The following is a 25,476-nucleotide window of genomic DNA, read 5'->3' on the forward strand; positions in this document are numbered from 1 at the left end:
GGTGCAAGATGGCAAGACAGGACAGGGATCTGGCATTTATGCTTCAATATGAAAATGTAGCCTGGTATGAAGATGGAAAGGTAAGAATATTGGACAGAAGAGTGTATCCAACTACTGTAAAGTATGAGGTTTGCAAGAATCACCAGGAAGTTGCCAAAGCCATAGCGGATATGGTAACCCAAAGTGCAGGACCCTACACCGCAGCTGGCATGGGAATGGCATTGGCTGCCTTTGAAGCCAGGGATTTAAAGGAAGAATCACAACTGGAATACTTGAGAAAAGCAGCTGATACGTTGTCAACAGCAAGACCTACCACTACAAAGAGGATGAGGATAATTGTAGATGGATGTCTTGAAGTAGCTGAAAGAGCACTAAAGGAAGGTTCTAAGGCAGATCAGGCAATATTTTTTCATACAGTTGACCATACTGACAACAGATACAGAAGGATCGGCAAGGTGGCAGTAAATCTTGTGGATCTCTTTCCGGATAAGGGAACAATTATGACCCAATGCTTTGGGGAGACCATTGTAGGATTGATGCTTAGGGAAGCCAAGGAAAGAAACAAGGAAATCAAGGTGATCTGTCCTGAAACCAGACCATATTTCCAGGGGGCAAGACTTACAGCGAGTGTTGCTCAGGATCAGGGCTTCGATACTACTGTTATAACAGATAATATGGCAGCGTATGTAATGGAAAAGAAAAAAGTTGATATTTTCACCTCAGCAGCGGATGCAATATGCCTAGACGGACATGTAGTGAATAAAATTGGAACATATCAGATTGCAATTGTAGCCAAGTATCTTGGAATTCCATACTTTGTAACTGGAATCCCGGATAAGGGTCATGAGACAATCGATACTGTGACAATTGAAGAGAGAGATCCAGATTTTGTACTTCAGGCAATGGGTGTCAGAACGGCAATGGAAGGTGTTAAGGGCTACTATCCATCATTTGATGCTACCCCACCTCATCTTGTCAGCGGAGTTGTAACAGACAGGGGGATTTTCTCAGCATATGATCTTCACAGGTATTTCAAGGATGGCGAGAAAGCAGAACTGGTTCTTTAAATGGTCTGGACAATTTAATTGAGAAAGTGTAAACTATAAGTAATAGAGGGAAAAGGTTTTCCGAAGAATAACGGAGGTGTTTTACATGGCTATGAAATATGCAAAGAGAATGGATAATATGAAAGCCTCAGAAATAAGGGAGCTTTTAAAGGTTGCTGCTCAGCCGGGAATAATATCATTTGGTGGAGGTTTTCCAGCTCCTGAGTTGTTTCCAGTAAATGAGATGATTGCTGTATCAAAGCAAGTAATTGAAGAGAAGGGATCACAGGCGCTTCAGTACGGACCAACAGAAGGTTACCAACCATTGAGAGCAGCAATAGCAACTAGAATGGAAAAGATGCAGGCGTTTGTTAAGGCTGAAGACATTCTTGTGACAAGTGGATCACAGCAGGGACTTGATTTTTCTGCTAAATTGTTTATCAATCCAGGAGACACAATAATACTTGAAAAGCCAAGTTACCTTGGAGCAATAAACGCATTCAAGGCTTATGAGCCTAGCTTTATTGACATTGAACTTGAGGATGACGGAATGAATATGGAGGAGCTTGAAGAAGCACTTAAGACGGGTTCAAATGTCAAGTTCATTTATGTAATACCAGATTTCCAGAATCCATCTGGCAAGACCTGGTCAGTTGAAAAAAGAAAGAAACTTGTTGAGCTGGGAAACAAATATGATGTTGCAATAATTGAGGATAACCCATATGGAGAGCTTAGATTTGAAGGCGAGCTGCTTCCTTCAATAAAGCACTTTGATACTGAGGGAAGAGTAATCTATCTTGGAACATTCTCAAAGATCCTTTGTCCAGGATTCAGACTTGGATGGATTGCAGCCTCACCAGAAATACTCAACAAATATATACTTATGAAGCAAGGAGCAGATCTTCAGTCAAGTACAATATCTCAGATGGAAGTTGCAATGTTCCTTGAGAAGTATGACATTGAAAAGCATATAGAAAAAATAAAAGAAGTATACGTAAAAAGAAGAGATTTAATGATTAATGTAATGAAGGAAGAATTCCCTGATGGGGTTACCTATACAATACCAGAAGGTGGATTATTCACATGGGTAACTCTACCTGAGCATATAAACACAAGAGATCTTGCAGTAAAGGCTCTTGAAAAGAAGGTGGCATTTGTACCAGGTGGGTCATTCTATGCAAATGGTGGACATGAAAACAGCATGAGACTAAACTACTCAGCAATGGATGATGAAAAGATTGTTGAAGGAATGAAGCTGTTGGCAGGAGTAATACAGGAAGCTATGAAGTAAAATAAATCCTCGGAAATCTAATTTCCGAGGATTGCTTTTTGTTGAGGGGATATCTATGGTTAAAAGAAAAGCACTTGATAAAAGATATATATACCTAAGAGACAAGCAAAGATGCTTTTATTGTGGAAAACCTCTAAAACCTGGGCAGATGACCTTGGATCACTACCAACCTCGCTCAAAATCGGGTACAGACGATTATTTTAATCTTGTGTCCAGCTGCAGGTTGTGCAATAAGTACAAAAAAAACAATATCCCTGTGGACAAAGACGAGGTTCAGCTGAGACTTTTCCACAGGGCATGGGAGGATAAAAAACTATTATGGGAAGTAAAAGGATACAATAAAATGGAATCAGGTAGAATAATCTCCCAGATCGATACTGTTACCTGCAAGGGGGATTACTCTGTTGCAAGAAACAAGAAGCAGACTCTGTATATTAGAAACAATGTAGTCTACAGAATGGATGGGGACAGGGTGAAGAGTTTCTAGTCCTATTTATTCTCGTTCTCCATATTGTCCATCTTATCTTTCATCTCTCTAAACATTACTTCTAAATAGCTGTAGAAATCAAGAATTCCATTAATCTTTCTGGAATAACTCAATAGAGATTTTCTCAATTCCTCTTCATCGACTTTATTCAAAAGAGAATCTATGTCCCTGGAAATACTGTTGAAAGTCTTCTTGTTGTTGTTTATTACAGAAAACCACTTTTCCAGGTATGTGTTTGAAAAGCTCGCATAAAGGTTTTCCTCTGCTTTGTATAAATCTTTCCTTACTCCTTTTTTCCAGGTCTGTTCAACCATTTTTGCATCCTGCAGACTGTGAATGCCCGTGCTCATTGATGTTTTACTCATGCCCAGCTGCTTGCTCATCTCATCCAGAGTCATGGGGGCATCTTCAATAAACATCAGTGAAAACAATCGAGATTCTGACAGATTTAATCCATAAAAATTTATTTGCTTGGCAAGAGCTGCAGTAGCCTTGTTTTTAATTTCCTCAACTTCATTCATAATTAATAATTGGTTCTCAGACATTTAAATCCTCCTAGTGGGTATTCCATATAAATCTACTGCTATAAGTAAATTATTTGCTTCTAAAAAATTCAACAGCCTATAAAATCATTATAGATTATTTAAGCAATATAATATAGATTATTTAAGCAATAATCAACAATATTTCATCAAAATGATGTATACTTATTATTGTACAGAAAAAACTGAACAAACGCAACAAACAATATAATCAGAATAAACGCTTGACATTTTCTCAAAAACCTGTATACTAGTTAAGTGGAGCCTCAAAGAAATTCTGTTGAGGTTTTTTCTGACTAATTATTGGAATATTTCATTTGAATCCATATTTTACAGATGCTTATAGGATAAATAGCTGTAGATAAGCTTCAGGGATTCAACTAATATATATAGGAATGCAACATTTTGAGAGTTAAAGAACGGGGTGAATGAATGAAAAAGATTGTAGTGGAAGATTTAACCAAGATCTTCGGTAAGAATCCCAAGCAGGGAATAAAACTACTAAAAGAAGGAAAAACAAAAGATGAAATTCTTAAGAAAACAGGTATGACTGTTGGTGTTAACAGAGTTTCCTTCGATGTAAATACTGGAGAAGTATTTGTAATAATGGGTTTATCTGGAAGTGGAAAGTCAACATTGATTCGATTGGTAAATAGACTTATTGAACCTTCAGGTGGAACTATTATGATTGACGGTGAAGATCTGTCAAAAATGGACAAGAAAAAATTAATTGAAACCAGAAGAAAAAAACTAAGCATGGTATTTCAGAATTTTGGATTGTTTCCACACAGAACAATCATTGAAAATGCTGGATATGGATTGGAAATTCAGGGTGTTGATAAAACTGAAATCGAAGAAAGAGCTAGAAGAGCTTTAGAGATGGTTGGATTAAAGGGATATGAAGACCAGTATCCCAATCAGCTTTCCGGAGGGATGCAGCAAAGGGTAGGTTTGGCTAGGGCACTTGCCAATGATCCAGATGTATTGTTGATGGATGAAGCATTTTCCGCTTTGGATCCACTAATAAGAAAAGACATGCAGGATGAATTATTGGAATTGCAGCAGACAATGAAGAAGACAATCCTTTTTATTACCCATGATCTTGACGAAGCACTTAAGATAGGAGACAGGATAGCTCTTATGAAGGATGGGGTAATAGTTCAGATAGGGACTCCCGAAGAAATCATGACAAAGCCATCTGATGATTATGTTGAAAAATTTGTTGAAGATGTTGATAGATCAAAGGTATTTACTGCAGCTCATGTAATGATTAAGCCAGAGACCATTCAGATTGAAAAGCATGGTCCAAGGGTTGCACTTCAGAGAATGAAGAAGGCTGGAATTTCCAGTGTATATGTTACAAAAAACAATCATGAACTATACGGTATTGTTACTGCAGAGGCAGCAGCTCAAGCTGTTGATAACGGTATCAAGGACCTGGATGAAATTATCGAGAAAGATATTCCAACAGTTCCACCAGATATATCCTTGAATGATTTATTTAAAGTCATCTATGATACCCCGATTCCTGTTGCTGTTACAGAAGGGAAAATATTGAAGGGAATCATTGTTCGTGGAGCTGTATTGGCTGCACTTTCAGGAAATGAGGTGAATCTGGATGAATAATATACCACAAATACCTTTGGTAAGCTGGGTTGATACTATGGTCAGCTACCTAAGAAGCAATGCACGTTGGTTTTTTGATCCCATAAGTGAATTCCTGGATACTTTTGTAAACATAATAAGTGACGTATTGATGTTCTTGCCACCAATGGTTTTTATTGCCTTGATGGTAATAATAACAATATATCTGACAAAAAAAGTATGGGGCCTCCCTGTATTCGTTCTATTGGGCTTGTTGCTTATTTGGAACCTGGATTACTGGGAAGGTACAATGCTGACCTTGTCGTTGATACTTTCAGCGAGTTTGGTAGCAATTGTTTTTGGAATCCCTATTGGAATATGGATGGCTAAAAGTGAAACGGTTGAAAATATAGTAAAACCTATACTCGACTTTATGCAGACAATGCCGGCATTTGTATATCTTATTCCTGCAGTTTCATTCTTTGGTATCGGAATGGTACCGGGAATAATTGCTTCAGTTATATTTGCAATGCCACCAGTGGTTCGACTGACAAACCTTGGTATTCGGGAAGTATCGACTGAGTTGATAGAAGCATCCGATGCTTTCGGGGCTACAGGCACGCAGAAACTTTTCAAGGTTCAGCTGCCATTGGCAAAGAATACAATAATGCAAGGTATAAACCAGACAATAATGCTTGCCCTTTCAATGGTTGTAATAGCATCCATGATCGGTGCAGAAGGTCTTGGTACAGAAGTCTACAGAGCTATTGGAAGAAACCAGGCAGGTCAGGGATTTGCTTCAGGTATTGCAATAGTAATACTTGCAATAATACTTGACAGACTGATACAGGTAATGAATAAGAAGAAGTACTAAAACAAGGACAACACTTATTTCAATACGGAAATAAGTAATGATATATCTAAGGAGGAATTTATTTTATGTTTAACAAGAATTTTAAGAAGTTTGCATTAATTGCAATAGCAGTTTTTGCACTTGCTTTGGCAGGATGTGCAAGTGATGGTGGAAACGGTGGAGAAGAAACTGGTTCAATTGGAGAGCAGCTTGACTACACTATAACAGGAATTGATGCTGGTGCAGGAGTTGTTCGTTCAGCAGAAGAGGCAGTAGAAGATTATGGTCTGGAGTACACAGTACAAACCAGTTCAGGTGCAGCAATGACACAGGCACTTGGAGATGCAATAGCTAACGAAGAGCCAATTATCGTTACTGGCTGGAATCCACACTGGAAATTTGCAGCATATGACCTTAAGTATCTTGACGATCCAAAAGGATCATTCGGAGAAGCTGAAGATATTCACACGATTGCAAGAGCAGGATTAAGTGAAGATTTACCGGAAGCTTATCAAATACTTGATAATTTCTACTGGGAAGGATCAGACATGGAAGATGTAATGGTTCTAGTTAACGAAGGTGGAGAACCTGCTGATGTTGCAAGAGAATGGGTTGACAACAATCAGGATAAGGTAGCTGAATGGACTGACGGAGTAGATGCTGTAGATGGCGCTGAAATCAATGTTGCATATGTTGCATGGGATTCAGAAATTGCTTCAACTAACGTAATAGGAACGGTTCTTTCAGATATGGGTTATGATGTTACACTTACCCAAGTTGAAAACGGACCAATGTGGGAAGCAGTAGCTTCAGGACAAACTGATGCAATAGTAGCAGCTTGGTTGCCTGGAACTCACGGAGACCATTATGATAAATATGAAAGTGAATTTGAAGATCTTGGAGCTAACCTTGAAGGTGCGAGAATTGGACTTATAGTTCCTGCATATATGGATATTAACTCAATAGAAGATTTAGTAGAATAATATAGACTTTAAAAATGGTATTCCTAAAATTTTAGGAATACCATTTTTTTAACCTGATTTTTACTTGGGAAGTTTGACAGTTATTGTAGTTCCATTACCTGGACTGCTTTTGAGGTTAATAGAGCCGCCATGACTTTGAACAATATGCTTTACAATTGAAAGACCAAGACCAGATCCACCTGCTTTTTTTGATCTACTTTTATCAACTTGATAGAAGCGCTCAAAGATTCTTGCCTGATCTTCCATGGGGATGCCTATTCCAGTATCGGATACTTGAATAACTACTCCGTCGGATTCCGAGGATGTAGATAACATGACTTTGCCACCGATATCTGTGTATTTTATACCATTGTCAATAAGATTATACACAAGGTCCTCAATCATTCTCCTGTTACCTCTGGTTGATATAGATTCCCCTTCGAAATGAAGATCAATATCCTTGTCCTTTGCCCTGAATCTTAATTGATCTATTATTTCACCAGCAAGCTTATCAATTTCAAGAATTTCAAATTCCTGTTGTGTCTGAGTTGCATCGAGACGCGAAAGATTTATAATGTCGTCTATCAGTTGTAGCAACCGAGTACCTTCCTTATGAATTATACCGGCAAACTTTATGGTATCTTCCTTTGGTGCCGTACCAGAAGCAATCATTTCAGCAAATCCATTTATACTTGTCAGTGGAGTTTTAAGCTCGTGGGAAACATTTGCCGTAAACTCTCTCCGCATTTTCTCAGCTTCTCTCAGCTCGCTGATGGCCATATCAATTTGTTTTTTCTGATGGCCTATTGTCTGAATAAAAGGTCTAACTTCAGGATAGATTGAGGCTTCCCGGACATTTTTACCAGATAGGATACTCTCAATACTATCGGCTGCTTTCTTGATTGGAGTGAGAATTCGGTCTGTTAGTTTGCTGGAAAGAACAAAAAGAATCACTAATAGAAAGACAAGAATTCCAAGCATGGCAGGAATCATTGCTACGAAGATTTCCCCGATAGATACAATGCTGGGGTCCCCTACGCTAGAATAATAGTCTTTCATTAGAAAGGATAGAATAATTTGAGTTACCAGCATAGTTATCGCCATAACAGTAGCCAGATATGCATATATTCTTTTTTCCACCTAAAAATCACCTCCGAATCTGTAACCGATACCACGGACTGTTTCGACAGACTCGCCGCTATCTCCAAGCTTCATTCGAAGGGTTCTTATATGGACATCCACTGTACGGGTCTCTCCTTCAAAATCAAAACCCCATACCTCATTCATAATCTTGTCTCTTGAAAGTACAAGTCCTTGATTTCTCATAAGATAATGAAGAAGATCAAATTCCTTGGGAGTAAGGATAATTTCTCTATCATCGGCAATGACCCTGTGTCTCTCGGAGTCAAGACATATTCCATGAATGCATAGCCCCTCAGAAGTTTTCTGGGCGCCAGATCTTCGAAGCACTGCCTTTATTCTTGAAAGTAGTTCCATAACTCCAAAGGGTTTGTCCATGTAGTCATCTGCTCCCATGTCAAGTGCCCGTACCTTGTCGTATTCACTTGTCTTTGATGTGAGCATTATAACTGGGATATGAGCAATTCTTGGATTATTCCTAATCTTGGCAAGTATCTCATATCCATCGTCACCAGGAAGCATAATATCAAGAAGCAAGAGATCTGGAATTTTTTCGAAATCCAAATCTGAGCCACTCTCAAATCCTAGTGTTTCAAAGCCCGCATTTTTCAAGGCATAGAGAATAAGTTCCCTTATGCTCTCATCGTCCTCCACACAATATATTAGACTCAATAAAATCAACTCCTGTTGTAATGTTCTCCTGTAATGGCATAGTAAACCCATTCTGCTATATTCTGGGCATGATCACCGATTCTCTCAAAATATTTTGCAATCATCATAAAATCTATTGCCTGTTCACTGGAGCCTGTATTTTCCCTGATATGACCAATAAGCTCTTCTTTGATAACATCAAATAATTGATCAACCACATCGTCATACTGAATTACTTTTACTGCCAGCTCAAGGTCTTTTCTTACAAAGGCATCGATACTTTCTCGTACCATCTTGATCGTTGCATCACCCATTTGTGGGATATGGATCAACTCTTTCAAATAAGTCTGATCTGCAAGAAAAATTGTAATTTCAGATATGTCTGCCGCCTGGTCGCCTATTCTTTCCATATCTGTTATCATTCTAAGTGCTGCAGAAATAAGCCTAAGGTCACTTGCAACAGGCTGCTGACGAAGAATAAGCTTCATCGCCATGTCCTCAATTTCCCTTTCCTTGTTGTTTACCTCACGGTCTCCGTCCACAACTCTTTGTGCAAGGTCAATATTTTGCGTCTTTAATGCTGATACCGCTGCTTCAATGGAACTCTCCACAAGGTTTCCCATCTGTACAAGCTCTTCATTAAGTCTATCTAGCTCCTGATCAAATCTACTTCTCATAAAAACCATCCTTTATCATTATTTATTTTCTACTACCATTATAATACCCAACTGTAAAGTTAATTCTTGCACTGTGTTAAATTTATGTAAAAAAAATTGTAAAATTACAGGTTTACTCACTATGACTTGAAATCACAATTGAAATATTCATTGAGTTGTGTTATACTACTTTAGTGTTCCTTGCTCTATTAATGAAAATAGGGCCGATAGTCCATAGGGAGGTGAAATAAATGAGAAAATATGAAGCGATGGTAATCTTTTACCCTAATCTTGAGGAAGAAAAAAGAAATGCGCTGCTTGAGAGATTCAAGAAGATAATCGAGGCAGGCGGTACAGTGACAACAGTAGACGAATGGGGAATGAGAAAGCTAGCATATCTAATCGATGATTTGGCTGAAGGGTATTATGTACTGATCAACTTTGAATCAGACGCAGACGTTGTCAATGAGTTCGACAGAATTGCCAAGATCTCAGACGGCATTATGAGACACATGATCACTAGAGACGAAGAATAATCTAAGGGACGGTGAGTATTTTGAATAATGTTGTTTTAATTGGAAGACTTACAAGGGATCCTGAGTTAAGATATATACCGAATTCAGGTACGCCAGTCTCCACATTCACGTTGGCTGTAGATAAAAATCTTTCGAAAGAAAAGAAAATGGAAATGGAATCAAAAAATCAGCCTACTGCTGATTTCATTAGAATTGTTGTATGGGGAAAAGTAGCAGAGAACTGCGCTAATTTCCTTAATAAAGGGAAACTGGTTGGCGTAAACGGCAGAATTCAGACTGGAAGCTATGATGACAAGGATGGGAAAAAAGTTTACACAACTGAAGTTGTGGCAAACAATGTTGAATTCCTTGAATGGGGAGACAACACTCAGAAATCATCAGGTTCAACCGGATCGGACTTCTCAGACATAGACGGATTCCACCCTACCGACAATGATGATATTCCATTCTAATCAAGGAGGGGAAAAGGATGCAAAGAAGGTTTAAACCAAGAAAAAAAGTGTGTAGCTTTTGTGCAGACAAATCAACACATATCGACTATAAAGATGTTAGCAAACTTAAGAAGTATATCACAGAAAGAGGAAAGATTCTACCAAGAAGAGTTTCCGGAACTTGCTCAAAGCACCAAAGACAGCTTACAATTGCTGTTAAAAGAGCAAGACAAGTTGCATTGTTGCCATATAGCGCTGAGTAAGAGAGAGGGAGACCTCTCTTTTTTCTTTGTTAGAGATTTACAACACAACGAGGCTTTTAATTGTCTTCAAATTAATATATAATCAAGGATAAGCATTGCAGTAAATTGACTAATTCTGACACTAATACGAGACTTGAGGTGAGACTCATGAAAGATGATAATAAATTGATGCAACCGCTGATAGAGGGTGCAGGAGCAGTAGCTGTGGTAGTACTTGTGGGACTTTTATCTGTATACCTAACACCACTTGTGCTTATTTTGTTTCCAGTTGGTGTTGTTGTATATGGTATCAAGAATGGAATCAACCCAGCCGCAGTTGTGGTTACAGTTGCATCATTAATAATAGGTGTAGGTACAGGGTATCTTGTAAATGGAATAATTCTCTTGATTTTATTCGGTCCCTTGAGTCTGGTCCTGGTTTATGGAATGAAAAAAAGAAGGAGACCATTACAGGTTCTTGTCACAGGAATTTTGTTTTTTTTCACAAGTACCTTGATAGTTTTCTATTTGGCAGATAGCCTAACAGGATTAAGCATAATCAAGCAGATTGAAGGAACCTTCAAGGAAACTTTGTTTATCCAGCTTCAGATGCTTGAAGGGATGGGTCTTAGCAACTACGAGTTGGATAGTGCGAGGATTATGTTGGAGGATGCATACAAGTATATTATCCTTATACTTCCATCAATTTTAATGTTTATGGCACTTGTAGTAAGTTATACCAATTACATTATAACCGTATGGATACTTAGAAAACTGGGTGTTGGGATACTTCAGATGCCCTGGCTTCATAAATTCACAGTTCCAAATAATTTTGCACTTGGTGTTCTTATAATGTTTCTGGGAGTTTTTATTGGAAGAAGTATGGATGGGACATATTATGATACAATATTTTTAAACATGATGGTTCTGGTTGGGGTTGCTTTTATACTCCAGGGACTGGCTGTAATAAACTTTTTTATGATAAAGTGGAAAATGAATATGTTTATGAGGGGACTGGCAATCTTCATGGCCATTTTAATTTCGCCGGTGCTGACCGCCATAACACTTTTAGGTGGAATGGATATGGTCCTTGATTTCAGGAAACTAAGAAGAAAAACCCAGTAGGAGGAAAAATATGAAATATAAAATGTTTACATGGGCTGACACAAAATTGTATCTGATTGTAATCGGACTATCGGTGCTGATAATAGCATTTTTCCAACCTATTTTTGCTTTTATAATGGGCATCATACTTGCCTATCTTGTTTATTACAACTCTAAGAAGATAGAGGAAAAAAACAAGGAGTTGGCCAGATACGTAGAAGGCCTGTCACAGAATTTCGATTCTGCCGCCAAACATGCAATTTTCAACATGCCATTTCCAATGGTATTTATTGACAATGAAGGGAAAATAACATGGTATAACACTCCATTCCTTACACTTCTGGGAGAAGAGGAGATCGTTAACAAGTCCATTAGCGAACTTGTTGATGACTTTAATCTTACTGAGTTGCTTAAGAAAAAAGAAAATGAGTCAGTTTCAATAAAGTATATGGACAAATATTTTCAGGTATATCCAAATTTTCTGGAGGACAAGAAGACTTCAGGAAAAAGGAAGATAACTGTCCTATATTGGGTTGATGATACAGACTACGTAGTACTTAGAAATGAGCATATACGAGAAAAAACCGTTGTGGCTCTTGTTGATGTTGACAATTACGATGATGTAAAAAACTCAACTCCAGATATCCACAGACCTATTGTACTGGCAGAGATAGACCAGCTTATAAATAGCTATTTTGGTGAATATCAGGGGATTGTAAGAAAGTACGAGAACGACAAGTACATGGTGATTCTTAATCAGGGTGGACTTGAGGCTATAAAATCAAAGAATTTTGACCTTATGGATCAAGTAAGGGATATGAGTATGGGTAACATCATACCTATAACATTGAGCATAGGAGTTTGTCAGGCAGGAGAGACTTTGCTGGATTCCTACGAAAACGCTAGCGCTGCAATTGATATTGCACTTGGTAGAGGTGGAGACCAGGCGGTTATTAACGTAGGCAATACATTTGATTTCTATGGTGGCAAGTCAAAGGCAGTGGAGAAGAGAAATAAAGTCAAGGCGAGGGTTATTGGAGATGCCTTGAGACAGCTTATTGACCAGAATGAAAGAGTATTTGTCATGGGTCATCAGAATCCAGACATGGATTCCATCGGCTCCAGTGTTGGAATAATGCGAGCAATAACCAACAGGAAAAAGGAGGGGTTTATCGTCTTAAACGGAGAGAATCCATCCATTAGAAATCTTATGGAGAGAATGAGAAAAGATAGCCCTGATATGCTTAAGAGTATAATTACTGGAAATGAAGCTTCAGAAATCATGGATGAAAAATCTTTGCTTATAGTCTTGGACAACCACAAACCAAGTCTTACAGAGGCGCCTGAGTTGCTTGAATTGACTCAGAAGGTGGTAGTCATTGATCATCACAGAAGAGGTGCTGAATTTATCAACAATCCAGTTTTAACATATCTTGAGCCCTATGCATCATCGACAGCTGAACTTGTTACAGAAGTCTTGACCTATATGGGTGATGAGACCAATCTAACGAAGTTTGAAGCAGAAGCTCTGCTTGCAGGAATAACCGTAGATACAAAGAATTTTAGCTTCCAGACTGGAGTTCGTACCTTTGAAGCGGCTTCTGTTCTAAAGAGAGCTGGCGCGGACACCACAATAGTCAAGCAATTATTCCGGGATGACTTCAGCACATTCGTTAATAAGGCGGAGGTAATAAAGTCTTCTAAGATAATATTTGATAGAATTGCAATAGGAAGACTGGAAAAGCAGATGGAGGATTCAATTCTGATTGCAGCCCAGGCTGCAAATGAGCTTCTTAATATTAATGATGTCGAAGCTTCTTTTGTATTAAGTCAATTGGATGAAAAAATCCACATATCCGGTCGTTCTCTGGGAGGCATTAGCGTTCAGCTTATACTTGAAAAACTTGGAGGAGGCGGACACTTAACCAGTGCCGGAGCCCAAGTAGAGAAGGCATCAATGAAAGAAGCTGAAAAGCTTCTGACAGATATAATAGATAAGTATTTAAAGGAAGGTGAAAAGAGATGAAAATCATACTTTTAAAGGATGTTAAAGGCATGGGGCAAGCAGGAGATCTCGTAAACGCTAAAGATGGTTATTCCAGAAACTATCTGATCCCAAGAAATATAGCAATCGAGGGAACTCCGGAAAATATTAAAAAGTGGAAAGCATCAAAAGCAGAAGAGGCCAACCAAAAGGAGAACGAAATGAAGGAAGCCATGGAACTCAAGGAAAAGATTGAGAAGCTTACAGTCGACCTTAAAGCCAAGGGCGGTACAGAAGGAAGACTTTTCGGATCAGTAACCTCTCAGGACATTTCAAATGGACTCAAAAAGCAGCATGGAATTGATATAGACAAGCGAAAGATTGAGTTGAAGGAAAACATAAAGACAACAGGAGTTACAGAGGTTGAAGTTAAGGTATATCCTGATGTATCGGCTACATTAAAGGTGGACGTGTCCGCAGAATAAGAGGTGAATCAAATGGAAACAGGCATTGGAAGAATACCTCCACATAGCATGGAGGCAGAGCAATCGGTCATAGGAGCATTGCTGCTTGACAAGGAAGCCATAAACACAGCAATTGAACATCTTAGAGCCGATGACTTTTACAAAGAGGCAAACAAAGAGATTTACGAGGCCGTTCTTGTGCTTAACAACAGGAATGAACCTGTCGACCTGGTAACCCTCTCAGAAGAGCTTAAAAGAAGGGGCACCCTAGATAGTATAGGTGGAGCAACTTATCTGGCAAACCTGTCTGGAAGTGTTGCTACTACGGCGAACACCAAGTATTATTGCGACATAGTGCAGGAGAAGTCAATACTAAGAAGGCTGATAGGATCAAGTAATGAAATAATGGGACTTGCCTATGACAACTCGGACAGTGTAAATTCAATAATAGAAAAGGCAGAGAAGAACATATTCGATATAACTCAGGGAGCTCACAAGCAAGGGTTTCATCCAATAAGTGAAGTGCTGCTTTCAAGCTTTGCACAGATTGAGGAAAGAGCAGCCAATAAAGGAGAATTAACAGGTCTTACCACAGGGTTTGCTGACCTTGACCATAAGTTGTCTGGTCTCCAGAAATCTGAGCTGGTTCTTCTTGCCGCAAGACCTTCAATGGGAAAAACTGCACTGGGTGTTAATATTGCCACAAATGCTTCCCTTAAGGGAAAAGGTAAAGTGGGAGTGTTTTCACTGGAGATGTCAAAAGAGCAGCTTGTACAGAGAATTATAAGTGCAACTGCACATGTCGATCTTCAGAAGATAATAAGTGGAAATCTATCTGATGATGAATGGATTCAAATTGTAAATGCCATGGCTCCTTTGTCAAAGATGGATATATTCATAGACGATACTGCTGGAATATCACTGATGGAGATGAAGGCCAAATGCAGAAGGTTGAAGGTTGAAAAAGGCCTTGACCTTATTGTGGTGGATTATCTTCAGCTGATGCAAGCGGATGGCCGAGTTGAAAACAGACAACAGGAAATCTCAGCGATTTCAAGAGGGTTAAAGGCACTGGCCAAGGAGATGGAATGTCCTGTACTTGCATTATCTCAGCTATCTCGTGCGCCTGAGCTACGTTCAGACCACAGACCAATTTTATCTGACCTTAGGGAATCAGGAGCAATTGAGCAGGATGCCGATGTAGTTATGTTCCTTTACCGAGATGACTATTACGATCCTGAATCAGAAAAGAAGAATATTGGAGAAGTTATAATAGCAAAGCACAGGAATGGTCCAACTGGACAGGTTGACCTGGTATTCAAGAATGAATACACCAAGTTCCTTAATATGGAGAGGTATATGGGGGCAGGGGAGAATTAGAATATTTAAAGATCCTGTAATAGTCTATAAATCAACACATTTTATATTGATGGGAATTATATAAGTTGACTTTGATTAACTTGAGATTATAGTGTAAAATAGCTTCGAGGGGAGACCTCGAAGTTATTTCTATGTGGAGATGTGAAAAACATGATAATAAGAGGAAACCGAATAAAAATAACTCCTTTAAGCATGGAAGATGCCCAGTCAATGAGAAGTTGGGGAACACACGAAACTGTTCTTTTGAGAGATTATAATTTTCCTTATGAAGGAGATCGAGAAATAAAAAAATGGTTTCGGTACAAAACCTTTACCATTTTTAACAAATATTTTGGAGTACACAATGAAGAAGGAATATTGGTTGGCTATTTAGGAATAAAGAACAAGGATTTTTTTAGAAGAAGTTCATTCTTTGGGATAGTCTTTGATCCAAATCATTTGGGCAAGGGGTATGGTACAGAAAGCCTGGAGATTTTTTTACCATACTATTTCAATGAGATGAAGATGAAAACACTCTATCTTGAAGTAGCTGAGTTTAACAAGAGGGCAATCCATTTATACGAGAAGTTTGGATTTGTAACATTTGAGTATTATACTGATTTATTTCCAGTGGAAGGGATTGACAGGAGTCATCCTGAAATAATGGCTTCAAAATCTTATTTTGTATTTAAAGATGAAAAGATATATAATTATATCTACAAAATGAAGCTTACAAAGAAGAGATTTAGAGGGAAGGAAGGTCAGGTTAAGGGGATGATCAGAGAATGAGTTTTATAATTGAGACAACAGATATGGATTTGGGAGACACCCCCATAGAAAATATATTCCTGAACGACTATATGCCCATGGCCAATGGAACTTATGTTAAGGTCTATTTGCTGGGCTATAAATATGCCCATGACAGAGATGACAGAATTGAGGTAACCAACAAGACAATATCAAAGCATTTGGACATTCCCATGGAGGATGTTTTAAGAGCCTGGGATTTTTGGGAAAACAAGGGGATTATAAGAAAAGAAGGGTCAGATAATGTGGATTACACAGTAACCTTTCTGAACCTCAAACAGCTTTTTATAAAAAACAATCTTATGACACAAAAGAGTAGCAGTGAAGAGAAAAAGCCAAGAGCTTCCAGCCAGAAGGATCTTATCGAGGCAAATCAGATTCCGGTAATAAATAAAATGTTCAACAATATTGATTATATGATGAGAAGGCAGACAACACCAATGGAAAAGAAGCAGGTTCTTTCATGGGTACAGGATTTCAATATGAATCCCGATGTAATTGAAAAGGCTTTTAGTTACGGAGCGGAAGTCAAGAACAAAAGAAGTGTCAAGTACATTGAAGGGATAATAAGGAATTGGTATGATCAGGGACTCACTAATATGGATGCGGTAATGGAGTATTTCAACAAGGTCGACCAAAAGTATTTCAGGTATCAGAAGGTAATGAAATCAATAGGTCTGGAGCACAAAGGAGTAACCGATGGCGATATGAGCCTGGTCAACAAGTGGTTTGACCAGTACGGATACTCAATGGATTTGGTACTCAAGGGGTGCGAGGCGGCCAACAAGGTCCAGTATCCAACTGTTAATTACATCGATGGAGTCATAAGTGACTGGTACAGGAAAGGCATCAGGAAAGTGGAAGATATTGAGGTTCTTGACAAGCAGGATGAAAAGCCTGAGAAGAAGCAATACAAGGCTTCAGGCAAAAAAACCACACCTCACAAGACCAGATTTCACAACTTTGAACAAAGAAGTGCCAAGTATTCTCCTGAGGATCTTGAAAATATGGCAAAGAGAAAGCGAGAAGCTCACAGAATGAAGGGAAGCGGTGATTCAGATGAATAATCCCGTATTGAAGGAAATACAGCTTATTTATGAAAGAAGAAGGGATAAGGCAGATAATGATTTGAGAAAAAGGCAACAGGAGATCTATAAAAAGATTCCCAAAGTTAGGGAAATTGATGATGAAATAAGAAGAACCGGTCTGAAGATGGCAAAAACTGTTCTTTTAAAGCCAGAGAATTCAGAGAAGGCTGCCAAGGAAGCTAGGGAAAAAATTGAAGCCCTGAAAATGGAAAAGGCATATCATATGACTGAAGGGAATATTTCAGCAGATTATCTTGAGCCAAAGTATACCTGCAACAAGTGTAAGGATACAGGATATATGGATGATTCCAAGAGATGCAACTGCATGAAGCAGCTTTTGATCAATAGATCCTACAAGATGTCAAATCTAGAGAACATCCTTCACAAGGAGAACTTCCAGAACTTCAATATTGAGCTTTTCAGCACGGAACCTTTTGACGGGGAAGAATTGACTCCAAGAGAGAATATGATGGATATCCTAAGCTATGCTGAAGGTTTTATTGCAAACTTTGATGAAAAAAACGGCGAGAATCTTCTTTTTTATGGAACGACCGGACTTGGGAAGACTTTCCTTTGCAGCTGTATTGCAAAGGCACTACTGGATAAGAACAAGATAGTCATATACCAGACTGCCTTTACAATCTTGGATATCCTTGAAAAGAGAAGGTTTAGAAAAGGCAATAGTGAAATATCCGAATACGAGTACAATCTTTTGTTCCAGGCAGACCTCTTGATTATTGACGATCTTGGAACTGAAATCTCAAATACCTTTACCAATGCCGAGATATTCAACATTGTAAACACAAGACTTTTAGCAGGTAAGAAGACAATCATATCAACAAATCTTACACCAAATGAAATTTCTGAGATATACACAGACAGAGTATTCTCAAGAATTTTCGACAAATTTTTACCACTGAGATTCTACGGTAAGGATCTCAGGTGGGAATAATACTGGGAGGAGTCGAGTAATGGCAAAAAAAGTGACGGGAATACAGGATTATATTGTAAAAACACTTAACGGGATGGCCTTGGGCCTCTTCGCATCCCTTCTTATTGGTCTGATAATAAGACAGATAGGAGTTTATGGAGACATACCTTCCCTGGTGTACTTTGGGAATGTAGCTCAAAGGATGATGGGACCTGCCATTGGAGTTGGTGTTGCATACAGCGTAGGTGCACCACCACTTGGAATATTTGCATCTGCAGTGGCAGGTGCCATAGGAGCAGGCAGTGTATCCTTTGACGGAGCTGCTGCTGTAATTGCAATAGGAGAACCAGTAGGTGCATTTGTTGCAGCTTTGGCAGGGGCTGAGATTTCAAAGCTAGTAGCAGGCAAGACCAAATTTGATATAATTCTTGTTCCTATGATAACAATTCTTGTGGGTGGTATTGTTGGAAGCTACATATCTCCATATATAGCAGCTTTTATGACTGGGATAGGAGCAATAATCAATCAGGCTACTGAATTGCACAGGATACCGATGGGAATCATAGTAGCAGTTATCATGGGTATTACACTGACACTCCCAATCAGTTCGGCAGCATTGGCCATATCCCTCAATCTTTCAGGACTTGCCGCAGGAGCAGCAACCGTAGGATGTGCAGCCAATATGGTAGGATTTGCTGTGGCATCCTACAGGGAAAATAGAATGGGAGGTCTGGTTGCTCAAGGCTTGGGTACTTCAATGCTCCAGATTCCAAATATTGTAAGGAATCCATTGATATGGATCCCTTCAATTGTTGCTTCGGCAATACTGGGACCGGTTTCAACATATCTTTTGGAAATGAGAAGCAATTCCCTTGGGGCGGGGATGGGAACCAGCGGACTTGTAGGTCAGTTTGCCATGGTAGAGACAATGGGCGCTAGCGCCTATGTATTTTTAATCATACTTATGATGCACTTTGTATTCCCTGGACTTATTTCCTTTTCTGTCTCAGAGTGGATGAGAAAGAAGGGTTACATAAAACGAGGGGATATGTCACTTTAATTTGGGAGGAATTATATGGAGAAACCAATAGGAGTACTGGATTCAGGTGTAGGAGGACTTACTGTGGTAAAGTCAATTCAAAAGATTTTGCCCCATGAGGACATCATATACTTTGGAGACAGTAAAAATGTACCATACGGAAATCGCGACGAAGAAGAGATTTATCGTTTAACAATGGCAATGCTCAAATATTTTGAGAAGAGAGATGTCAAAATGGTAGCTATTGCATGTAATACTATTTCAACAATGGCAGATAGATTCAGGGATAAATTTGATTTTCCCATCGTGGATATAATCTCACCTACTGTCGATCACATTGAAAATATGGGAATCAATAAGATGGTAATATTGGGAACGGATTTCACCATTAGGACAAAAGCCTATGAGAGGCTTCTGCGAGAGAGAAGAAAGGACTATGAAATATCCTCCGAAAAGAGTCCTAGACTGGCTGAGCTGGTTGATAAGGGGGACTATAGGTCAAGGGAGATATACGATACGATCAGTGGTCATCTTCAAAGCATATCCCAGATGGGAAACTTCTATAATATTGTGCTGGCATGCACACATTATCCAATTGTAGAAGATGTATTCCTGGAACTTGACCCGACACTCAACTACATAAATCCAGGTTTTCAGCAGGCAAAAGCCATGAGGATGGTCCTCCATGCGCAGGGGACCTTAAAAAAAGAAGGAAAGGGAACTCTTCAGATCCTTACATCAGGATTTCCAGAAATCTACAAAGCGGTTGTGGAAAAGCTTGAAATGTTAGAAGCTGAGGATATTAAGACCATTGAAATACCACCTTATAAAGAATAGTCTATTGACAATGAACTCAGATATGCTATAATTGATTTTAATTAAATAAGGCAGTGAAGGGAAATAGTAGGCAAGAAAGTCTTTAAGAGAGCCGGTGGTAGGTGCGAACCGGAAGACGGAATTACTGAATCCAACCCTGAGCCAGTATTATTCGAGTGAGCCGTGATACGGCTAACTAGGGTGGCAACGCGGGTATACTCTCGTCCCTATACTATATAGGGATGGGAGTTTTTTAATTATTAGGAGAAGGAGGAGGAATATTATGTTGGATATCAAGAGAATTAGAATGGATACCGAAGAAGTCAAGGTAGCTCTTGCAAAGAGACATGGTGATTACCCGATTGACAAGGTGATTGAACTTGATGAAAAGAGAAGGGAAGTACTTGTTCAGGTTGAAGAGATGAAAGCAGAGCAGAACAAGGTTTCAAAGAAAATCCCAAAATTAAAGAAGGAAGGCAAGGATGTAACCGAGATTTTTGCCCAGATGAAAGAACTTTCAGATAAGGTAAAGGAGCTTGACGTACAGGTCAAGGACGTAGATGATCAGTTAAAGAGTATGCTTCTTCAGATTCCAAACACACCACACCATAGTGTTGTTGAAGGTGAATCCGATGAGGACAATATTGAGATGAGGAAAGATGGAACCCCAAGAGAATTCGATTTTGAGCCAAAAGCTCACTGGGATATTGGAACTAAGCTTGATGTCCTGGATTTTGAAAGGGCATCAAAAATATCAGGTGCCAGATTCAGCATATTCAAAGGAGCAGGCGCAAGACTTGAAAGGGCATTAATCAGCTTTATGCTTGACCTTCACACAGGAGAGCACGGTTATACTGAAATGTCTACGCCATTTATGGTAAACAGGGACAGTATGATGGGAACAGGACAGCTTCCAAAGTTTGAAGAGGACATGTTCTATGTTCCTGGCAAGGATTTCTTCCTTGTACCAACTGCTGAAGTTCCCCTTACAAATCTGCTAAGGGACGAAATACTGACTGAGGAACAGCTTCCGGTTTATTTCACGGCTTACACTCCTTGCTTCAGACAGGAAGCGGGATCAGCTGGAAGAGATACAAGAGGACTTATCAGAAATCATCAATTTGACAAGGTTGAGATGGTAAAGTTTGCTCATCCCGATAGATCATATGATGAGCTTGAGACTCTTACAGGCAACGCAGAGGAAGTTCTGAAGAGACTGGGGATTCCTTACAGAGTTGTGATGCTAAGCACTGGAGATCTTGGATTCTCATCAGCAAAGACCTACGATGTGGAAGTTTGGATGCCAAGCTATGACAGATATGTTGAGATATCAAGCTGCAGTAATTTTGAGGACTATCAGTCAAGAAGAGCGAATTTAAGATTCAGAAGAGAAGACAACGGCAAGGTTGAATATCTTCATACATTAAATGGATCCGGCTTGGCGGTAGGAAGAACTTTTGCGGCTATACTCGAGAACTTTCAGCAGGAAGACGGTTCTGTAACAGTTCCTGAAGTGCTAAGAAAATACATGGGAGGCATTGAAAGGCTTCAAAAATAGAACAATAAGTCCGAAGATGAAATCTTCGGACTATTCTCTCTAAAGAACTCGTAGATGGCAGAAACACCAAGTTTAAGAATAATTTAACAAAATTTTAGTGGATTATCACGCCAGTTTACGTTATAATGTATTTACAAGTTGTCCAAATAGTTAGAATCGGACAACTAAGAAAGGTAGAAAATTAAAAAGGGGGATGAATATGAACAAAAAGACATTATCATTGTGGTTGGTATTTATACTGACACTATCACTAATGGTTGGTTGCTCACCAGCTGCAGAAGAGCCAGCAGAAGAGCCAGCAGGGGAAGAACCAGTAGCAGAAGAGCCAGCAGAAGAGCCAGCAGAAGACATATTTATATCAGTAGCAACTGGAGGAACAGGCGGTACTTACTATCCACTTGGTGGAGCTATTTCAAAAATCTTCAACGATAATATTGCTGGAGTAAATGCAAATGCACAATCAACTGGAGCATCAGCTGAGAACGTTAACCTTGTAGCTCAAGGCGAAGCAGAACTTGCTTTTGTACAGAACGATGTTACTTACTATGCATTTACAGGGACAGAGACTTTTGATGGTCAAGACCCAATAACAAACATTAGAGGAATGGCTATGCTATATCCTGAAGTTATTCAGGTAATTGCAACAGCTGACTCAGGAATCACAAGCATTGAAGACCTTGCTGGAATGAAGGTTGCAGTAGGAGCACCTGGATCAGGTACTGAAGTTAATGCAAGACAGATTCTTGAAGAGTACGGAATGACATATGATGACCTTGGTAAAGCTGACTACCTTTCATTTAACGAGGCTGCAGACCAGCTTAAGAACAAGCAGGTAGACGCTGCATTCGTAACTGGTGCACTTCCAACTTCAGCAGTAACAGAAGTAACTCAAACTGCAGATATCGTAGTTGTCGCAATGGATCCTGCAAGAATTGCTTCACTTTCAGAGAAGTATCCATTCTACACTGAAGTATCCATTCCTGGAGATAGCTACAAGGGTATGGAAGCAGATGTAACTTCAGCAGCAGTAATGGCAATGCTTATTGTTCCAGAGGACCTAAGTGAAGACTTGGTTTACAACATGACAATGAACATCTTCGAACAAAGACAAGTTATAATTGACACGCATGCAAGAGGTAACGACATTAAACTGGAAACTGCACTTGCAGGTATGCCAATAGACCTTCATGCAGGCGCTCAGAAGTATTACGATGAGCAAGGCATCCAGTAGAAAAGAATTCAATGGAAAAGGTACTGATAGTATCAGTACCTTTCCCTTATTAAAGAGGTTTTTGGCAGTGGTCACGATTCTATTGGTGATTGCGATGATGGTTTATCCAGTAGAGGTATTAAAGGCATCAGATGCAAAAAGTGGAGAATATCTAAGGTCCTGGTGGCCAAGGGGTGATAATTCCTTTACAGTAAAATACATTCATTCGGTTGAACGGACACCCGTATGGGAAATGTACACAATGGATGATGGTGAAATTATACTGAGGGAAACAGTCTTTCAGTCCTATGGGGCTGGACTTCCGGCAACAAGTCCATATGATTTTGATATAGTTGAAGATGGCTTTCGACTGTACAACATTGACCAAAAAATGACAAACCTCGTTTATAGAACAGGAGCAGTAAGGGCAAATCACGAGCTAATGGTAGGAGGAAAACCTTATTTTTTTGTTGAATTTTCAGAACCTACCGAAGCTGTAAAGTTTGAGACCCAAAAAACTCCACTCATAGTATATTTGGCAAAGGAGGGGTTTAGATGAGTGACGATAAAAGATTAGACAACGACAACAATGAAGAAGACAAAATAATTGGGGATGATGAAATCCTTGAAGAACAGACTGTCATTGCGGACACATCAGGAGGAATAGCACTGGATGATGAAGGACTTGATGTTGATTCACTGATGGAATCCTATGACAAGGAGACATCGAAACTTAGAAAGCTAAAAGGAACATTATCAAAGCTTGTTATGGTTATTGCCATTGCAATGTCAACTTTCCACCTGTACACTGCAGGATTCGGGACTTTGCTTTCCTACAGACAGAGATCGCTACATATAATATTTGCATTTATAATTGGATTATTCCTTTATCCCGCGAGAAAGAAGTCCAGCAGGGAAAAACCTGCAATACTTGATTTTGCATTGATGGGGCTTACATTGGTAGTATTTGGATACATATTCCTCTTCCCAGAGCAGATGGCTCTTAAGGGAGGAAATGCAACACCTTTGGACCTGGTATTTGGTGTTATTGCCATACTTCTGACACTTGAGGTTACTAGGAGAGTTGTTGGACCTGAGCTTCCAATAGTTGCAATCGTGTTCCTAAGCTACGCTTACTTTGGACCACAGATGCCTGGAATCCTTGCACATAGAGGATTTTCGCTTACGAGGATAGTATCTCATATGTACATGGGGCTTGAAGGAATAATGGGTATACCTACTGGTGTATCTGCGACCTTCGTATTCCTGTTTATACTGTTTGGGGCATTCCTTGACAAGACTGGAGTAGGTAAATTCTTTATTGATATGGCATTTGGCATGACCGGACACTTGAAGAGTGGACCTGCCATGACAGCAGTTGTAGCCAGTGGATTCATGGGATCAATATCAGGAAGTTCTGTAGCCAATACAGTTACTACTGGTGCATTTACAATACCTTTGATGAAAAAGACAGGCTACAAGCCATACTTTGCAGGAGCAGTTGAAGCAGCCGCTTCAACAGGTGGACAGATAATGCCACCTGTAATGGGCGCGGCAGCATTTATCATGGCTGAGTTTACCGGCATATCCTATCTTCAGATAATAATAGCAGCTGCAATTCCTGCTGTTCTTTACTATTTTGCAGTTGGTACAATGGTTCACCTTGAAGCTTCTAAACTTGGTTTGGAAGGAATACCAAGAGAGAAACTTCCAAAAGTAAGCAAGCTTCTACTTACCAGAGGATTCCTTCTAATTCCATTGGTGAGTGTTGTTTATTTCCTGATATCAGGTAATACACCTACACTTGCTGCATTCAAGGCAATTATAATCAGTGTTGTCGTAGCAATTATTGCTACATTGATAAGAAAGGACAGTTCATTTACATTCAAGGATTTCCTTGGTGCTCTTGAAGCAGGAGCCAAGGGCTCTGTTGGGGTTGCCTGTGCCTGTGCATCTGCAGGTATGATAGTTGGAGTTGTAACGCTTACAGGTCTTGGACTTAGAATCGCAGAAATTATTGTAACAGTTGCTCAAGGTAATCTTTTGCTTACATTGTTCTTTACGATGATTGCATCAATTATACTTGGAATGGGACTACCTACAACGGCAAAGTATATCGTACTAGCAACAATGGCAGTTCCAGCACTTATAAAGCTTGATGTCAACTTGATGTCAGCTCACTTGTTCATTCTATACTTCGGAGTAGTTGCGGATATTACACCACCAGTTGCACTTGCAGCATATGCCGGGGCGGGAATAGCAGGTTCAAATTCCATGAAGACTGGATTCCAGGCTGTAAAGATAGCTCTGGCGGCGTTTATAGTACCATATATATTCGTCATCAATCCTGAACTGATAATGGTAGAGGATATTGTTGGTACAACAGTTATATTTATGCCATTTATTGAGGCGCTACCTGTGATTGTATCAGCAATTATTGGAATACTTTGTCTGGCAAGCTCCGTGGAGGGTTACTTGATTAAAAGGACCAATATAATTGAGAGGGTATTACTTGCTGCGGCAGCATTGATGCTACTGTATCCAGGTTATTTTACAGATGCATTTGGTTTGGTGGCGCTGGTAGGAACATATTTATTCCAGAAAATGCAGATAAAAAGAGAGAAAGCCAAAGCCGCTTAGAAGATAATCCGCCGGATTGTGTGATTTGCACAATCCGGTTTTTAAATAGGCTTAC

Annotated in this window: 26 protein-coding genes and 1 other annotated feature; of the genes, 22 read left to right on the forward strand and 4 right to left on the reverse strand. The window is 39.4% G+C overall.

From position 1 onward, the window contains the following. The first annotated feature begins 8 nt into the window (after nt 1–8). The 3 genes from ACOEN1_RS07045 (at nt 9) to ACOEN1_RS07055 (ending at nt 2,824) form a co-directional block, all read left to right on the forward strand. Nucleotides 9–1,067, forward strand: coding sequence for an S-methyl-5-thioribose-1-phosphate isomerase (locus tag ACOEN1_RS07045; RefSeq protein WP_422485987.1), 1,059 nt, complete (start codon nt 9–11; stop codon nt 1,065–1,067). Nucleotides 1,068–1,152: 85 nt separating this feature from the next. Beyond that, entirely contained in the window at nt 1,153–2,337 is a 1,185-nt protein-coding gene (locus ACOEN1_RS07050; RefSeq protein ID WP_422485989.1) for a PLP-dependent aminotransferase family protein, read from the forward strand. Nucleotides 2,338–2,392: 55 nt separating this feature from the next. After that, nucleotides 2,393–2,824, forward strand: a complete 432-nt coding sequence (locus ACOEN1_RS07055; RefSeq protein WP_422485991.1) for an HNH endonuclease — start codon at nt 2,393–2,395, stop codon at nt 2,822–2,824. 2 nt (nt 2,825–2,826) lie between these two features. Here ACOEN1_RS07055 and ACOEN1_RS07060 read toward each other — a convergent pair whose 3' ends face one another. Continuing rightward, a complete protein-coding gene (locus ACOEN1_RS07060) occupies nt 2,827–3,369 on the reverse strand; it encodes a GbsR/MarR family transcriptional regulator (protein WP_422485992.1) in 543 nt (180 codons plus the stop codon). Nucleotides 3,370–3,798: 429 nt separating this feature from the next. On the opposite strand from ACOEN1_RS07060, the gene ACOEN1_RS07065 reads away from it, so the two are divergent. The 3 genes from ACOEN1_RS07065 (at nt 3,799) to ACOEN1_RS07075 (ending at nt 6,786) form a co-directional block, all read left to right on the forward strand. Beyond that, entirely contained in the window at nt 3,799–4,992 is a 1,194-nt protein-coding gene (locus ACOEN1_RS07065; RefSeq protein WP_422485994.1) for a quaternary amine ABC transporter ATP-binding protein, read from the forward strand. After that, a complete protein-coding gene (locus ACOEN1_RS07070; protein ID WP_422485996.1) occupies nt 4,985–5,824 on the forward strand; it encodes an ABC transporter permease in 840 nt (279 codons plus the stop codon). The genes ACOEN1_RS07065 and ACOEN1_RS07070 overlap by 8 nt, the downstream gene beginning before the upstream one ends. A gap of 65 nt (nt 5,825–5,889) precedes the next feature. After that, the gene (locus tag ACOEN1_RS07075; RefSeq protein WP_422485997.1) at nt 5,890–6,786 is read left to right on the forward strand and encodes a glycine betaine ABC transporter substrate-binding protein; all 897 of its coding nucleotides are present in this window, start codon (nt 5,890–5,892) and stop codon (nt 6,784–6,786) included. Between the two features lie 60 nt (nt 6,787–6,846). On the opposite strand, the gene ACOEN1_RS07080 is transcribed toward ACOEN1_RS07075, so the two are convergent. Genes ACOEN1_RS07080 through phoU form a run of 3 tightly spaced genes read right to left on the reverse strand, consistent with a single transcriptional unit; the run spans nt 6,847 to nt 9,233 of the window. Beyond that, the gene (locus tag ACOEN1_RS07080) at nt 6,847–7,905 is read right to left on the reverse strand and encodes a sensor histidine kinase (RefSeq protein WP_422485998.1); all 1,059 of its coding nucleotides are present in this window, start codon (nt 7,903–7,905) and stop codon (nt 6,847–6,849) included. After that, nucleotides 7,906–8,577, reverse strand: coding sequence for a winged helix-turn-helix domain-containing protein (locus tag ACOEN1_RS07085; RefSeq protein WP_422485999.1), 672 nt, complete (start codon nt 8,575–8,577; stop codon nt 7,906–7,908). A 5-nt stretch (nt 8,578–8,582) separates the two neighbouring features. Next, the gene (gene phoU, locus ACOEN1_RS07090; RefSeq protein ID WP_422486000.1) at nt 8,583–9,233 is read right to left on the reverse strand and encodes a phosphate signaling complex protein PhoU; all 651 of its coding nucleotides are present in this window, start codon (nt 9,231–9,233) and stop codon (nt 8,583–8,585) included. 230 nt (nt 9,234–9,463) lie between these two features. Here phoU and rpsF point away from each other — a divergent pair, with 230 nt between their 5' ends. The 16 genes from rpsF (at nt 9,464) to ACOEN1_RS07170 (ending at nt 25,421) form a co-directional block, all read left to right on the forward strand. Further along, the gene (rpsF, locus tag ACOEN1_RS07095; protein ID WP_422486001.1) at nt 9,464–9,748 is read left to right on the forward strand and encodes a 30S ribosomal protein S6; all 285 of its coding nucleotides are present in this window, start codon (nt 9,464–9,466) and stop codon (nt 9,746–9,748) included. Between the two features lie 20 nt (nt 9,749–9,768). Further along, nucleotides 9,769–10,200 (forward strand): single-stranded DNA-binding protein, encoded by a 432-nt coding sequence (locus tag ACOEN1_RS07100; RefSeq protein WP_422486002.1) that lies wholly within the window; start codon nt 9,769–9,771, stop codon nt 10,198–10,200. 17 nt (nt 10,201–10,217) lie between these two features. Then, complete coding sequence (gene rpsR, locus ACOEN1_RS07105) at nt 10,218–10,442, forward strand: 30S ribosomal protein S18 (protein WP_422486003.1); 225 nt, start codon at nt 10,218–10,220, stop codon at nt 10,440–10,442. Between the two features lie 147 nt (nt 10,443–10,589). Next, the gene (locus ACOEN1_RS07110; RefSeq protein WP_422486005.1) at nt 10,590–11,546 is read left to right on the forward strand and encodes a DUF2232 domain-containing protein; all 957 of its coding nucleotides are present in this window, start codon (nt 10,590–10,592) and stop codon (nt 11,544–11,546) included. 10 nt (nt 11,547–11,556) lie between these two features. Continuing rightward, nucleotides 11,557–13,551, forward strand: a complete 1,995-nt coding sequence (locus ACOEN1_RS07115; RefSeq protein ID WP_422486006.1) for a DHH family phosphoesterase — start codon at nt 11,557–11,559, stop codon at nt 13,549–13,551. Beyond that, nucleotides 13,548–13,994: a 50S ribosomal protein L9 gene (gene rplI, locus ACOEN1_RS07120; protein WP_422486008.1), complete on the forward strand. Its 447-nt coding sequence runs from the start codon at nt 13,548–13,550 to the stop codon at nt 13,992–13,994. Before ACOEN1_RS07115 ends, rplI begins: the two co-directional genes overlap by 4 nt. A 12-nt stretch (nt 13,995–14,006) precedes the next feature. Next, entirely contained in the window at nt 14,007–15,353 is a 1,347-nt protein-coding gene (gene dnaB / locus ACOEN1_RS07125) for a replicative DNA helicase (protein ID WP_422486010.1), read from the forward strand. Between the two features lie 150 nt (nt 15,354–15,503). Next, nucleotides 15,504–16,121, forward strand: a complete 618-nt coding sequence (locus ACOEN1_RS07130) for a GNAT family N-acetyltransferase (protein WP_422486012.1) — start codon at nt 15,504–15,506, stop codon at nt 16,119–16,121. Then, nucleotides 16,118–17,206, forward strand: coding sequence for a DnaD domain protein (locus ACOEN1_RS07135; protein ID WP_422486014.1), 1,089 nt, complete (start codon nt 16,118–16,120; stop codon nt 17,204–17,206). Before ACOEN1_RS07130 ends, ACOEN1_RS07135 begins: the two co-directional genes overlap by 4 nt. Next, on the forward strand, nt 17,199–18,179 hold the full coding sequence (locus ACOEN1_RS07140) for an ATP-binding protein (RefSeq protein ID WP_422486048.1): 981 nt from the start codon (nt 17,199–17,201) through the stop codon (nt 18,177–18,179). Before ACOEN1_RS07135 ends, ACOEN1_RS07140 begins: the two co-directional genes overlap by 8 nt. A 19-nt stretch (nt 18,180–18,198) precedes the next feature. Then, entirely contained in the window at nt 18,199–19,218 is a 1,020-nt protein-coding gene (locus tag ACOEN1_RS07145; RefSeq protein WP_422486016.1) for a PTS transporter subunit IIC, read from the forward strand. 15 nt (nt 19,219–19,233) lie between these two features. Then, complete coding sequence (gene murI / locus ACOEN1_RS07150) at nt 19,234–20,034, forward strand: glutamate racemase (RefSeq protein ID WP_422486018.1); 801 nt, start codon at nt 19,234–19,236, stop codon at nt 20,032–20,034. Nucleotides 20,035–20,078: 44 nt separating this feature from the next. Continuing rightward, nucleotides 20,079–20,245: a binding site (T-box leader), on the forward strand. A gap of 51 nt (nt 20,246–20,296) precedes the next feature. Next, a complete protein-coding gene (gene serS / locus ACOEN1_RS07155) occupies nt 20,297–21,571 on the forward strand; it encodes a serine--tRNA ligase (RefSeq protein ID WP_422486020.1) in 1,275 nt (424 codons plus the stop codon). A gap of 199 nt (nt 21,572–21,770) precedes the next feature. Further along, entirely contained in the window at nt 21,771–22,802 is a 1,032-nt protein-coding gene (locus tag ACOEN1_RS07160; RefSeq protein ID WP_422486022.1) for a TAXI family TRAP transporter solute-binding subunit, read from the forward strand. Then, entirely contained in the window at nt 22,783–23,340 is a 558-nt protein-coding gene (locus tag ACOEN1_RS07165) for a DUF1850 domain-containing protein (RefSeq protein WP_422486024.1), read from the forward strand. Before ACOEN1_RS07160 ends, ACOEN1_RS07165 begins: the two co-directional genes overlap by 20 nt. Next, nucleotides 23,337–25,421, forward strand: coding sequence for a TRAP transporter permease (locus ACOEN1_RS07170; protein WP_422486026.1), 2,085 nt, complete (start codon nt 23,337–23,339; stop codon nt 25,419–25,421). The genes ACOEN1_RS07165 and ACOEN1_RS07170 overlap by 4 nt, the downstream gene beginning before the upstream one ends. The last annotated feature ends 55 nt before the right edge of the window (nt 25,422–25,476 follow it).

Source organism: Gudongella sp. DL1XJH-153, assembly GCF_049310905.1.
Lineage (GTDB): Bacteria > Bacillota > Clostridia > Tissierellales > Tissierellaceae > Gudongella.

What these genes read in the sequence shown, in the direction of transcription:
- ACOEN1_RS07045 (WP_422485987.1), top strand. Translation starts at nt 9, where the DNA reads ATGGCAAGACAGGACAGGGATCTGGCATTTATGCTTCAATATGAAAAT.
- ACOEN1_RS07050 (WP_422485989.1), top strand. Translation starts at nt 1,153, where the DNA reads ATGGCTATGAAATATGCAAAGAGAATGGATAATATGAAAGCCTCAGAA.
- ACOEN1_RS07055 (WP_422485991.1), top strand. Translation starts at nt 2,393, where the DNA reads ATGGTTAAAAGAAAAGCACTTGATAAAAGATATATATACCTAAGAGAC.
- ACOEN1_RS07060 (WP_422485992.1), bottom strand. Translation starts at nt 3,369, where the DNA reads ATGTCTGAGAACCAATTATTAATTATGAATGAAGTTGAGGAAATTAAA.
- ACOEN1_RS07065 (WP_422485994.1), top strand. Translation starts at nt 3,799, where the DNA reads ATGAAAAAGATTGTAGTGGAAGATTTAACCAAGATCTTCGGTAAGAAT.
- ACOEN1_RS07070 (WP_422485996.1), top strand. Translation starts at nt 4,985, where the DNA reads ATGAATAATATACCACAAATACCTTTGGTAAGCTGGGTTGATACTATG.
- ACOEN1_RS07075 (WP_422485997.1), top strand. Translation starts at nt 5,890, where the DNA reads ATGTTTAACAAGAATTTTAAGAAGTTTGCATTAATTGCAATAGCAGTT.
- phoU (WP_422486000.1), bottom strand. Translation starts at nt 9,233, where the DNA reads ATGAGAAGTAGATTTGATCAGGAGCTAGATAGACTTAATGAAGAGCTT.
- rpsF (WP_422486001.1), top strand. Translation starts at nt 9,464, where the DNA reads ATGAGAAAATATGAAGCGATGGTAATCTTTTACCCTAATCTTGAGGAA.
- rpsR (WP_422486003.1), top strand. Translation starts at nt 10,218, where the DNA reads ATGCAAAGAAGGTTTAAACCAAGAAAAAAAGTGTGTAGCTTTTGTGCA.
- ACOEN1_RS07110 (WP_422486005.1), top strand. Translation starts at nt 10,590, where the DNA reads ATGAAAGATGATAATAAATTGATGCAACCGCTGATAGAGGGTGCAGGA.
- ACOEN1_RS07115 (WP_422486006.1), top strand. Translation starts at nt 11,557, where the DNA reads ATGAAATATAAAATGTTTACATGGGCTGACACAAAATTGTATCTGATT.
- rplI (WP_422486008.1), top strand. Translation starts at nt 13,548, where the DNA reads ATGAAAATCATACTTTTAAAGGATGTTAAAGGCATGGGGCAAGCAGGA.
- dnaB (WP_422486010.1), top strand. Translation starts at nt 14,007, where the DNA reads ATGGAAACAGGCATTGGAAGAATACCTCCACATAGCATGGAGGCAGAG.
- ACOEN1_RS07130 (WP_422486012.1), top strand. Translation starts at nt 15,504, where the DNA reads ATGATAATAAGAGGAAACCGAATAAAAATAACTCCTTTAAGCATGGAA.
- ACOEN1_RS07135 (WP_422486014.1), top strand. Translation starts at nt 16,118, where the DNA reads ATGAGTTTTATAATTGAGACAACAGATATGGATTTGGGAGACACCCCC.
- ACOEN1_RS07140 (WP_422486048.1), top strand. Translation starts at nt 17,199, where the DNA reads ATGAATAATCCCGTATTGAAGGAAATACAGCTTATTTATGAAAGAAGA.
- ACOEN1_RS07145 (WP_422486016.1), top strand. Translation starts at nt 18,199, where the DNA reads ATGGCAAAAAAAGTGACGGGAATACAGGATTATATTGTAAAAACACTT.
- murI (WP_422486018.1), top strand. Translation starts at nt 19,234, where the DNA reads ATGGAGAAACCAATAGGAGTACTGGATTCAGGTGTAGGAGGACTTACT.
- serS (WP_422486020.1), top strand. Translation starts at nt 20,297, where the DNA reads ATGTTGGATATCAAGAGAATTAGAATGGATACCGAAGAAGTCAAGGTA.
- ACOEN1_RS07160 (WP_422486022.1), top strand. Translation starts at nt 21,771, where the DNA reads ATGAACAAAAAGACATTATCATTGTGGTTGGTATTTATACTGACACTA.
- ACOEN1_RS07165 (WP_422486024.1), top strand. Translation starts at nt 22,783, where the DNA reads ATGAGCAAGGCATCCAGTAGAAAAGAATTCAATGGAAAAGGTACTGAT.
- ACOEN1_RS07170 (WP_422486026.1), top strand. Translation starts at nt 23,337, where the DNA reads ATGAGTGACGATAAAAGATTAGACAACGACAACAATGAAGAAGACAAA.